Source organism: Maribacter sp. 4G9, assembly GCF_002742265.1.
In the GTDB taxonomy this organism is placed as follows: Bacteria; Bacteroidota; Bacteroidia; order Flavobacteriales; family Flavobacteriaceae; genus Maribacter.
Map to the genome: position 1 here is coordinate 41411 of NZ_MDGL01000032.1, position 11840 is coordinate 53250.

Consider the following 11840-nt stretch of genomic DNA (forward strand, 5'->3'; position numbering starts at 1 on the left):
GTATTATATCCTTTGAAGATACATATTTTGGCTTAAAAAACGCGTGAAACCCTCATAGAGGGATTTATTATGGCAGTTTAAATATCTTTATATAAGTAAATGTTTAAAAATCAAGATATTAACCTAAATTTAAACGCATGAAACAAAAAGGGAAGCTAATCCAGCTTCCCTTATTAAAATTTATCTGTATAAGGTAAAATGACCTACGTATCGGGATTTTCGTTCTCCCAGTTCATTGACAACATACCAATAGTCGCCCGTTGGAACTTCCTTGCCCTCATAGGTTCCGTCCCATCCAGTTACTTTGTCCAATATGGCCACAACCCTACCGTAACGATCGTAGATTTTCACCTCCAACTCATCAAAAAATTCCGTATTGCGTATTTGCCAAAGATCATTTTGGGCATCTCCATCCGGGGTAAAGAAGTTAGGAATCTCCAACATTCCGGTAAATTCAAAAGGTAGGTCTACTTCGGCTACACAACCATTGGCATCCACTACCCGAATATTAACCATACCACTGCGATTCGTAGTATATGTTGTTTCACTGCCATAGGAAGCACCATTAAAGAAGTATTCGTAACTACCAAAACCTCCTTGCGCCATGGCCACCAATTCATTGGGACCCGTTTTTTCTGCCGATAAGGTCAATGGGTCATAACCCTCAACGGAAAACTCCACAAAATTTGTACATCCGTTCTGATGGTAAATATAAACAATATGGTCACCTGGAGTAAGGTCTCCCCATTGGAACTCCATGCCCGCGTTTGCCGATATGGCATCGGTGGGATCTATAGGATCCAAGGCGAACATCAAATCGTTCATATTTACATTGCCAAGCATGTCGATTGTAATCGTACTATTCGGAAAAATGCCTTCACATCCGTAAACAACCCTTGGCTCTGCCGTTAAATCAACTCCGATTCCAATGCTAAACAGCTCCAGACCCGTACATTGATTGGTATCCCTAATGTGAATGGCATAAGAGGCTCCACCCTGTAAATTTTCGATAAGCTGTCCTGGTACATAAGGGGCAAAGGTTCCCGTACCTGATTCATCGATGGGGTCTATCATCTCCACCTTATATTCATAATAAGGGGTTGCGCTTACCATGGGGTCGTTGATAGGCGTTCCTCCTGTAATTTCAAAAGTCATGGTACCATCATTGGCCCCGATACAAAGCTCAGGTGTGGTCTGAATATTGATGGCCTGTAAAACTTCTGGTTCGTCCACAGTGATGAAATCACGTTCAAAACATCCATTTTCGTCCTGGATCAAAATTTCATAGGTACCTTGCGCCAAATACTCAAAAGTATATACACCAGGCGTTGCAGGATCGCTAAAGAACTCATTAAAGTTGGGACCTATGGCAAATTGAATCAAGCCTATACCCCCTGAAAGTACCTCAACAGTGATGGTACCGTCCTGTTCCCCGTTACAACTTACCATTGTTGGAGTTGCATAAAAAACAATGGGATCTGGCCTAACAATTTCAAAAGGACCTGCAATGTCCATACAAGTAGCTCCACTGGTCACGGCAATATAATAATCCGTGCCCTCTGGCAAGCCCTCAAAAGTACCATTGTCCTGGGGTCCCCTAAACAAGGTGGCCGATGCTGCCGGATTAAAGGCATCCACAGGATCGCCAATGTATAGGTAAAAGGTATCGTCACCTACTCCCCCATTTACGAAGGACTCAATTCTGCCATCCAATTCCGAAGCACATGAAATATCATCTGGAAGATTAGGTAATAGAGTAATTCCTGTGGCATCCGTCATAGTAATACCATTGGACCTTACTGCCAAGCACGTGCTTGCCGCACTAGTCTTTCTTACATCGAATTGATAGGTAATCCCTTGTACGCCGGATACCAGGACAGAAGTTCCTATCATCGTCTGATAAGGACCTACCACCAAACCATTTTCAACGGGTGCATATTCATAGGTGAACGAGGGGTCCGGATTCTGGATGGACAAGCGCATTTCACCATCTCCACCACAACCGGGCACACGGGTTTGTACCAATAAAGGCGCTACTGGTGGGGGTGGATCTACAAAATAAGGATCGGTCACATACAAACATCCAAAACTTGAAGAAACCTCTATGGCATACCAACCTGCACTTATAAAACCACCGCTAGCACCAATAAAGGTAGGGGTATTCTGCAATCCGCTCGCAGAAGCGATATCCGTATTATCGTTACCATTCAAATACAATAATCTATAATTATATCCAGCTCCCGGAAACCCTCCCGTGGCACCTGCAGTCGCCGTCATTGCATCTCCCGTTGTGGGGTCAAAAGCCTCCAATACGGCGTTGTTTCCATTTGGACAATCCAGACCTTGTGGCTGTCTTATACCGGCATCTATCTGCGGTACTTCGGCTAGTTCAATATCAAAGGTGTTCGTACAAAGCTCCGTATCCCGAACCTCAACACGATAAAAACCAAATTCTAGACCAGTAAACGTATTGTTGTTCGAAAAGGCAGCTATTTCCGTGGTATAGCTGGTTCCACCATCGGTACTAAACAATAATCGGTATTCATACGGCGTACCGTCCCAACCACCTGTTCCGGTAGCCTGAATTTCACCACTGTCATTGCCGCAGCCCACATTACCCACAGAATTGGCGGTTACCTGCAAAGGTCCGTTAGGGGTACGAATATTGGCCACATTACTATCATTGCTACAAAATGGCACATCTGTAGACACCACCTCAACAATTAGATTACCTCCTGGCAAACCGGTTATCCTGGCCTCCTCCCCATTCACATCGGGGAAATTTGTGGTATCAAAACTTCCTGTAGCTATAGGCGTACTTTTAGTTGTATCGTCGGCCATATAGACCGTATAGTTGTAGGCTCCCACATAATCGGATACCGATATGAAAAGTTCTCCATCATTGGTTCCGAAACAGCTCACTGGTTTTGCTTCGGTAATAAACGCCGTTGGCAGTTGCGGATCGTTGACCGTATGAATTGGAAGTGGATAGGTGCATCCTCCTACATTGTCAATAATCTCGAACAAATAATCGCCCGATGCCGGTAAGTCCACAAACCCAAAACTCGCCCCGCTAACATTCACATTCGCAACAGGTACGACCGAATTGGTAACAATAGTAAAATTAGTAGTGCCTAACACATCAATCTGTACGCGTTCATCGTTGGCACAATCCAATGCACTCACTACGCTCAATGTTGGTACAACATCGGTTGGTGGATTGATTGTAGGCAGGTCAAAGGTAGTCTGACATCCGTTACCATCAATGGCATACACGGTTATATCCTGCGGGGAACCATTATCCACAATTTCAAAGGTATTACCGGATTGATAGTTTGAAAATCCAGTGATACTATACTGATATCCAGAACCAACAGTTCCAGGATCTACTACATTCACGGTAATTGTAGTTGAACTGTATCGATTTGCACCGGGCTCACACGCAAAATCTGGTGCCGAAGCGGTAATGCTAAAGTCGGCTGGATTTGTAATCGTATGTACGCCTGAAAGTACTTCACAACCCCGTTGAGTCACCACCTGAACCTGATAATCCCCTTGAGGTAAATTCGAGAATATTCCCGTATTGTTTCGGTCATGCTCAGAAGATGTGGTTAGGCTGTTCAGAATATAGGTAATTGGCATATCTTCCGATGTAAATGGTACCAATGCATTTGCAGGTCCCACGACCACTTCAATGGTTCCGTCGTTGTTGTCGCGACAGGTAATATCCGTAGCCAATTCCGAAGTAATAACAGGTTGCGCAGCCTGATTCAGATTGATTCCCGCCACATTATACTCGCAGAAATTTGTCCCGTCGAACATAATTCGGTCCACCACCAAAACATCATAGGTACCAGGAGTCAATCCGGTGAAAAGGGGGTCATCCTCTTGGGTAATAGGTCCCACCGAAGCACCGGTATAATCGGTTCCCGAAAGGATGTATCCAAAATCACCGCTTCCGCCAAAGGTTGCTATGGTAATCTCGCCATCGGCATCATTACAAGTTGAATCCGTAGAAAAAGTTCCCGTAGCCGAAAGAAAGTTATAGACGGTGGCGGTACCCTGACTGGTACATCCGTTTGCGTCCACTACGTCCACTACATAATCCCCCGGACTTGCTACCGTAAAGGTATACACCCAATTGGTTCCATTATCGGTTGGAATTTGCTCATCACCTGCCAATGTAAAACGAGGCGTGTTGACCGAATTGGGCATTGATACGGTAATATCAAAGGAGGTTGAACTAGGATTACACTGGTTCACGACCGTAAACGTTGGTATTGGAAGGTCTGGGTCCAGTTGAATGACCGTGGCGATATCGAAAGAGATACAACCACCACTATCGCGTACATAAATATCGTAGTCCCCTGCAGGGCCCACAAAAGTCGTTGTACTCACATAATCTGCCGGATAGGCGGGTTCCGGGGAACCATCTGGCACAAAAGCATACTCATACGGACCTCCTGAGCCACCGCGACCCTGCACCGTTATCTGTCCGAAGGCATTACAATTCGCCGGAACATCTGAAATAACATCAATGGCAGGTAGGTTCTGATCTATAATAACACTCGCAGCATCCCTACAGGTATCCGTTTCATTCACCACGATAATCTGGTAATCCCCGGGCAACTCCGGATAGGTGTTGTTATAGGGCAAAGCTGTTGTACTAAAGGAAGGTACAATTACCGTTGTAACGTTTGTATCGTTGTTCAACAATTCTATTCTAAGAACATCCCCAATGGTATATCCAATTACCTGATACGCAATCTCCCCGTTTCTATTCAGGTCACATGCCCCGGGCGTGGAGGATGCCGTTATTTCCAAAGTGGAAGGCGCATCAATAGGCGGAATTTCCTGTTCGTACAAACATCCTGTCACCACATCCCTTACCTGTACCGTATAGGCGATACCGTATTGAATACCATCCGTGGCATTGCTAAAGGTATGATCGTTAACACCTGGTGTATTGTTCAAGGGATAAAACGAAGGCTGTTGTGCCAATTTTATTTCATAGGAACCGGAACCTCCGCTAACGCTTACCGCATAGGTAAATCCACTATCGTCACAGGTTGGTGGTAATGGTGGTAAAATGGGTGTAATGACAACCTCATTGGCGGTAATCGTGACTGTGTCAATGTCCGTACATCCATTGGCATCCAATGTAATTACCGTGTAATTTCCGGGAATAAGATTTATATCATTAATGGTTATTGGAAAGGCCGATTGATTTTCCAAACGTGTAATTTCCATACCCGTATTGTCCTCAATCCTAAAATCAAAATTTGCCGTTCCATCCGTAACTCCATTGATGGTAATTCCTCCGCTCACGACACCACTACCATCGCAAATTGCAGGGTTTTGAGTAACCGCAGCATCGGGTGGCAAGGTTGTATCGGTACCGATTATGGCATTTGCCGGAGCCGTTTCACAACCTCTGGCATCCCTTACCAAGAAAGGATACGTACCTGCCGGTAAATCTGAATAAACTGTTTGGGAGCTCCATCCCGTTCCGTTGAAGTTCACTTCGTAGGGAGGTACTCCGCTTGTAGCGTCTGGGATGATGGTTACCACCCCATTATTTGGTGAACCACAACTAACAGGTCTTGTAATGACAGAAGCAGCAGCGATATTCGCTGGCGGATTTAATATAAGCGGTGCCGAAGTGGCCTCGCAGCCTGCATTGGTAGTATTATTATCGGTTATTCTAAATATATAGGTGCCATCAACGGCAGTGTCATAAAGGAAGGTACTGGAGGTATAGGGTGCAGGCGCACTAAACGTTGCACCGTTATCGGAGCTCACCTCATACAGACCTGTTCCCGAAGCATATCCTCCTGTAACATCAACACGTATCTGACCGGGTGCACCACCGCAGGGTATTTCCGTTACGACCGCGGTATTTACCCTGAGTTGCTGAGCTATGGTAATGACTATGGAATCGCTACAGTTGTTTCCATCCACAACCTCAATAGTATAGTTACCGGGAGTCAATCCATTAAAAGTTCCCGTAGCTTGTAAGGCCCCTCCATTGATTCGGAATTCATGGGTTCCCAACGCAGCTGTACCTGCTGTTGACGTTACCACGGCCGTTGCTCCGGTTCCCGGAACATAACAAAAATCCGAGGCCGCGTTGTCCAAGCTTAGCGTAGGCGCATCTATAGGCGTAAGGTCGAAGGTAAAGGTATCGGTACAACCTTCCGCATCTTCGGCGGTCAATGTGTAGGTACCGGGTATTGTAAGGTTACTAAACGTCCTCCCCGATCTAGGTCCGATCGCAGGACCCGAAGGTGGCGTCAGCGTATATCTGTTTCCGCCCCATCCGCCAGTAAAATTGGCCCGTACACTTCCAACGTTTCCATTAGCGCAGCTCATAGGGGTCACGGTACTACCGCTAATGTCCAATGCAGGTGCGTCCACAATATCAAATGAAGCGGTATCCGTACAGCCGGTATCAGCATCGGTAACTGTAATGGTATAGGTTCCTATTCCGGATAACGGCAAGTCTACCTCGGCATTGATTTGCGGGGCACTTTCGGGACCTCCGTTGATATTATAGGTGTAGTTGTTCGCAAAACCGTCGATAATAAAAGTTCCCGTACCGTCGTTGGCACCGTTACAGACCCTTAAATCCCCACCGGATTTGACGCGGGCCCGTATGGAACTGATTACGGCCGGACTAAAACCTTCGGTATAGGTGCAGTTATTGGCATCGGTAATTTGAAAAATATAGGATGTTGAAGTGCTCAATCCAATAAACGTAGCGCTACCCCCATTGTTAAAGGGAACGGGGCTAATGATGGAATAATTTACAATTGGTGCGTTGGATGTCGGTGTCAGGGTAACGTCTGACGTACCGGCCGCGCAGCTAATATTGCTTTGGGCGAAATCTATATTCGTTGGTGGATCTACATCCAAGATGTCAATTGGGGTAAGTTCCAATCGGCACCCACCGCCATCCCTGATAATCGGGGTATACGTTCCCGCCGACAAGTTCGTGTACGATGTAATTGTAGTAAAATTGACACCATCAATACTGAATTCATATCCGCTTCCAGAACCTCCCGTAAAAGGCCCTACAAAATCGATTTGACCCCCATTGGTTCCTCCGCTACCATCGCAGGTTACATCTGAAGTTTTGGTGGCTGAACCATTGATGTTTCCTACCGTGCTTACTGAAACGGGTGGCAGTGTAATGGTACATTCAAACCCCCCTTGCTGATAACGGACTTCAATATTGTTATAAGTTCCCGCGGGTACCGAAATCTGCGGAGCTGTAACCCAAGGATCTCCAGAATTCACCCGATAGGAAAGGTTATATCCCCTGGCATCGTTTACGGTGAAGCTAATTCGGGCACCACCATTGCTACATGTACCATCAATTCCAGATGCTGTTACATCTGGCGGAAGTAAATCTTCCACGTTGGAAGAGGCCGTGATAATACAGCCGTTACTATCCGTTATTACAAAGTCATAGGTTCCCGGGGAGTTAACTGTGTAGATTGTAGTCCCCGTGTCCGTAGAAGCATTTCCATAGGAAGGTTGAACCGGTCCACCGTTGACCGTAAACGTGTAGGGAGCTGAACCACCCGATGTATTTACAGTGATATCCACACTGGAAATAGTGGCACATCCAAAACTGGAATTTACCTCGGTAGACGCATCTAATGGGCTTATTCCAGAACCAATGGTAATGGGGTTTCCAACGGTATCCACCGCAATTCTAGGCGGATTGATTCCGTTCAAAGGGTCTCCGGTACATTGCTGGGTCTCCACCTGCGCGATGTAGGTACCTGAACCTACTGCGGAAAAGGTGTAGGTTTCATCCGGAATAAAGGCCGTAAATTCCTGGGCTACGCCCATACTGTTCAACAGGGTATATTTATAGGGGCCAAGTCCTGGGGTGGGTGTTACGGTTATAGTGCCTGTTTCCCCGGGACAACTGATATCCGTGAAGTTCACGGACAAATCCAAGGTTCTTTCCAATATTTCAATAGGCTCGTAAGGATACTCACAGGTATTTGGGATATTCCTCAACCTTGCCTTTACGATATAGGTACCAGGGGTTAAGTTGGAGAAGATGGCACCTTGCCATGGACCGAAGCCGCTACCACTATCGATACTGAATTCGTAGGCACTGGACAAATTTGTTATTTGAATACGGCCAGGAACATCGCAGATATAATCCTCCTTAACGAAGGTTTGGTTGATAGTACTCTTTTTTACCTTGAAATAAAATATCTGTCCGTCTGCAACTACCCTGTACTCGGCACCTACTGTTGCGGGGACCGTACTTGCATCCAAACTGAAGGTTTGACCTGTACCTACTTGAGTATAACAAGACCCTGTATTGGGACAATCCTCGTTGATATCGGGTGAACATGACCCTCCCAAAATTTGCCATGAAACTGATGAATTTGATCCACCGGACAAACTGATAATCCTGTCATCGCTGTTCCCGCATAAGTTAAATCGGGCAACCGTAAAACCATTGGTACTACAACCCACCTCTTCATCCGCACCTTGGATAATGGTTGTGAACATTGGGGCCATAGCCGTAGAAGTATTCGAATTGAAATTTGTGTATGTTGAATTCCCGGCTTCTGATGAAGTTGCTACCTTCTTCCTCAAAACCGTTTTTTCGACCACCCTTTCCACTGCAAGGGTTACCTCACTAAATATTTTTGTGATGCTAGAATCCGCAAGTGCCGTAGAGCCAACCACTGAAAAGAGAATCAGCAGAAGTACATACAGCGATTTACGCTGTTGTGATGGGTGCATAGGTTAAGTAGTGTTTGGTAAGAAGGATATTGTTTGGGGTTCAATATCGTTCCCTGGTGTAATTATTTTTGCTTATATTCTCTGTTTTACTTAAAAAAATATATCTTCACTCATTAATATTCTTCTAACGTTCCAACATGAAAAAAAGTGTATTATTCTTTTGTTTTTTCGTTGTACTGCTAAATTTTTCTTGCGCACAAAACCCTGAAAATAAGGTCTCTACACCGGATCAGGTTCCTTTTGATGCCGAGCTGTTCGTCGATGACCTACAGATTCCATGGGGCTTCACCTTCCTTCCAGATGGCAGTATGCTGATTACCGAAAAAAACGGTGATTTAGTCCATTTTTTTAACGGTAAAAAAACAAAAATTGCTAATGCACCTAAAATTTACCAACGTGGTCAAGGTGGTTTATTGGACATTGAACTGCACCCCGATTATGAAAAAAACGGTTGGATATATTTGTCCTATGCCTCACCTGATGGGGACAGTAAAGGGGGCAATACGGCCATCATGAGAGCCAAATTGGACGGCAATAAATTGGTTCAAAATGAAGTATTGTACAAGGCAGTTCCCAATACTACCAAAGGACAACATTTTGGTTCACGTATCGTATTTGACAAAAACGGATACCTATTTTTTTCCATAGGGGAACGAGGTGAAAGGGACATAAACCCCCAGGATATTACTAGGGATGGAGGAAAAATTTATAGGCTGAACGATGACGGCAGCGTACCCAAGGACAATCCTTTTGTGGGAAAAAACGGTGCAAAGACCGCCATATATAGTTACGGTCATAGAAATCCGCAAGGACTGGCCGTACATCCCAGTACAGGTGAGATATGGGACAATGAGCATGGCCCACGGGGAGGTGATGAAATCAACATTGTTAAAAAGGGGGCCAACTATGGGTGGCCGGTCGTTACCTATGGTATCAACTATAGCGGAACACCTATTACCGACAATACCAAAATGGACGGCATGGAACAGCCCATCCATTATTGGGTGCCTTCCATTGCACCGAGCGGAATGGTATTCATAACGACGGACAAGTATAAAGGATGGAAAGGCAGTGTTTTGGTGGGATCCTTGGCATTCCAATATTTGGAGCGATTGGAACTAAATGAAAACAATGTAACCGGAAGGGAGAAATTAATGGACGGCGTAGGCCGCGTACGTTCCATTGAAGAAGGACCGGACGGACTAATATACGTAGGAGTTGAAGGAAAAGGGATCTATAAGCTAAACCCCAAAAAATAGGAACATATAGGGGCAAACGCTTTATTATCACGGATTTTGACATTTGGAATTTGGCGCTTGGAATTTTATCGTGCTAGCGTTTCTTCCTTACTCCGGAGTCCTTCCAATAATAAGGTTACTTGATTCATTTCCCTGCCTCCAAGGCCTTTTTTACGGATCCGTGTTTTTTTAACAAAGCCTCGGCCTGGTCGTAGCTTATACCCAATCCCTCCGCAACATACCGCGTTCCACGATCCACCAATTTATGGTTGGATAGTTGCATGTTGACCATTTTATTGCCTTTCACCCTACCGATTTTTATCATCAGGGCCGTAGAAATCATATTCAGGACCAACTTTTGTGAGGTGCCACTTTTCATACGGGTACTTCCGGTAACAAATTCCGGTCCGACGTTTACTGCAATGGGTATATCCGTGGCCTTTGTAATGGGGGAACCAGGATTGTTAGTGATACAAGCTGTAAGAATATTATTTTTTTGTGCCGATTCAAGACCACCTATAACGTAGGGTGTTGTGCCCGAAGCAGCGATGCCTACCACAACATCCATTTCATTAATTGCATGTTCCTTTAGGTCCAACCAAGCTTGTTGCTTATCATCTTCGGCATTTTCAACCGCTTTTCTAATGGCCTTATCACCTCCAGCAATTAGACCAACGACGCGTTCGTGGGGCATTCCAAAAGTAGGAGGGATTTCAGAGGCATCCAGAATTCCTAATCGCCCACTGGTTCCTGCGCCAATATAAAACAAACGTCCCCCAAAATGAAAGCGCTCCACCAGGGCGTCTACCAACTTGGTGATTTGGGGAATTTCCAAGGCAACGGCATCGGCTATTTTCCTATCCTCTTCGTTCATTTTTTTGAGAATGGAAACCGTATCCAACTGCTCCAGGTTATCGTGATTGGAGGGCGTCTCCGTAATTTTTTTGTATTCCATTAGTTATTATAATATGCGTATATCGTGATTTCTAAAGACCTCCAACATCCTATCGGATGGGTCCAATTCCGTTATCATGGTGTTGATGGTATTGATATCGCAGGTTTTGTATCTATGCTGCGAATTTAGCTTTTCCGAAATGGATAGTAAAACGGTTTTTTTCGCCGCCTTTATAACCGCCTTTTTTACTTGGACTATGTCCCAATCGAACTCGGTCAGTCCGTACACGGCATCCACATAGCCCGTACCTATAAAGCTATAGTCCACTTTTATTTCAGAAAGATTATGGATGGCGTTTGCCCCAATGGATATCTGTGCTTCCTTGGAAATTTGTCCACCAACGGAGATTACCGTAACGTTTGGTTTGTTGGAAAGCTCCATGGCCACGGGCAAACTGATGGTGAAACAGGTCAAACTTAGATTATCGGGAATCAAGCGCACCAGTTCCAAACAGGTGGTGCCCCCATCTATAAAAATGACGGCCCCGTCCTTGAGCAGGGTAACCGCTTTTTGGGCAATGGTTACTTTTTGGTCCAGGGCATAAATGTTCGTATTCCGACTGTTACTATTGGTAAAACCCAATGAAATAGCCCCCCCATGAACCTTTTTAAGTTTGTTCTCCGCATCCAATTCCTTCACATCCCTGCGGATAGTATCAATGGAAACATCCAGGCTTTCGGCGATATCCGTCAATAGAATCCGGTTGTGCAATTCTACTTCGTTCAAGAGAATCTGTTGTCGTTCTTCCTTCAGCATAGGTATTCGTATAAATAGAAAACAGCGCAAAGATAACTAAAATTTACACATGCCGTTTTATTCAGTAATAGAACTTAAAACATTAAATTTAGGTTAATTATTGCAAAAAACAG

General features: G+C 45.1%; 4 protein-coding genes. 1 reads left to right on the top strand and 3 read right to left on the bottom strand.

Annotated elements, in window-relative coordinates; genetic code table 11:
* Positions 1 to 180: 180 nt before the first annotated feature.
* The gene (locus BFP75_RS03550) at positions 181 to 8778 is read right to left on the bottom strand and encodes a T9SS type B sorting domain-containing protein (RefSeq protein ID WP_099543294.1); all 8598 of its coding nucleotides are present in this window, start codon (positions 8776 to 8778) and stop codon (positions 181 to 183) included.
* Between the two features lie 137 nt (positions 8779 to 8915).
* On the opposite strand from BFP75_RS03550, the gene BFP75_RS03555 reads away from it, so the two are divergent.
* The gene (locus tag BFP75_RS03555; RefSeq protein ID WP_099543296.1) at positions 8916 to 10037 is read left to right on the top strand and encodes a PQQ-dependent sugar dehydrogenase; all 1122 of its coding nucleotides are present in this window, start codon (positions 8916 to 8918) and stop codon (positions 10035 to 10037) included.
* Positions 10038 to 10161: 124 nt separating this feature from the next.
* On the opposite strand, the gene murQ is transcribed toward BFP75_RS03555, so the two are convergent.
* Both murQ and BFP75_RS03565 read right to left on the bottom strand, forming a co-directional pair.
* Positions 10162 to 10971 carry an N-acetylmuramic acid 6-phosphate etherase gene (gene murQ, locus BFP75_RS03560; protein WP_099543298.1) on the bottom strand — a complete coding sequence of 270 codons (810 nt, stop codon included), beginning with the start codon at positions 10969 to 10971 and terminating at the stop codon, positions 10162 to 10164.
* 6 nt (positions 10972 to 10977) lie between these two features.
* A complete protein-coding gene (locus BFP75_RS03565) occupies positions 10978 to 11727 on the bottom strand; it encodes a DeoR/GlpR family DNA-binding transcription regulator (protein WP_099543300.1) in 750 nt (249 codons plus the stop codon).
* Positions 11728 to 11840 lie beyond the last annotated feature (113 nt).

What these genes read in the sequence shown, in the direction of transcription:
- BFP75_RS03550 (WP_099543294.1), bottom strand. Translation starts at nt 8,778, where the DNA reads ATGCACCCATCACAACAGCGTAAATCGCTGTATGTACTTCTGCTGATT.
- BFP75_RS03555 (WP_099543296.1), top strand. Translation starts at nt 8,916, where the DNA reads ATGAAAAAAAGTGTATTATTCTTTTGTTTTTTCGTTGTACTGCTAAAT.
- murQ (WP_099543298.1), bottom strand. Translation starts at nt 10,971, where the DNA reads ATGGAATACAAAAAAATTACGGAGACGCCCTCCAATCACGATAACCTG.
- BFP75_RS03565 (WP_099543300.1), bottom strand. Translation starts at nt 11,727, where the DNA reads ATGCTGAAGGAAGAACGACAACAGATTCTCTTGAACGAAGTAGAATTG.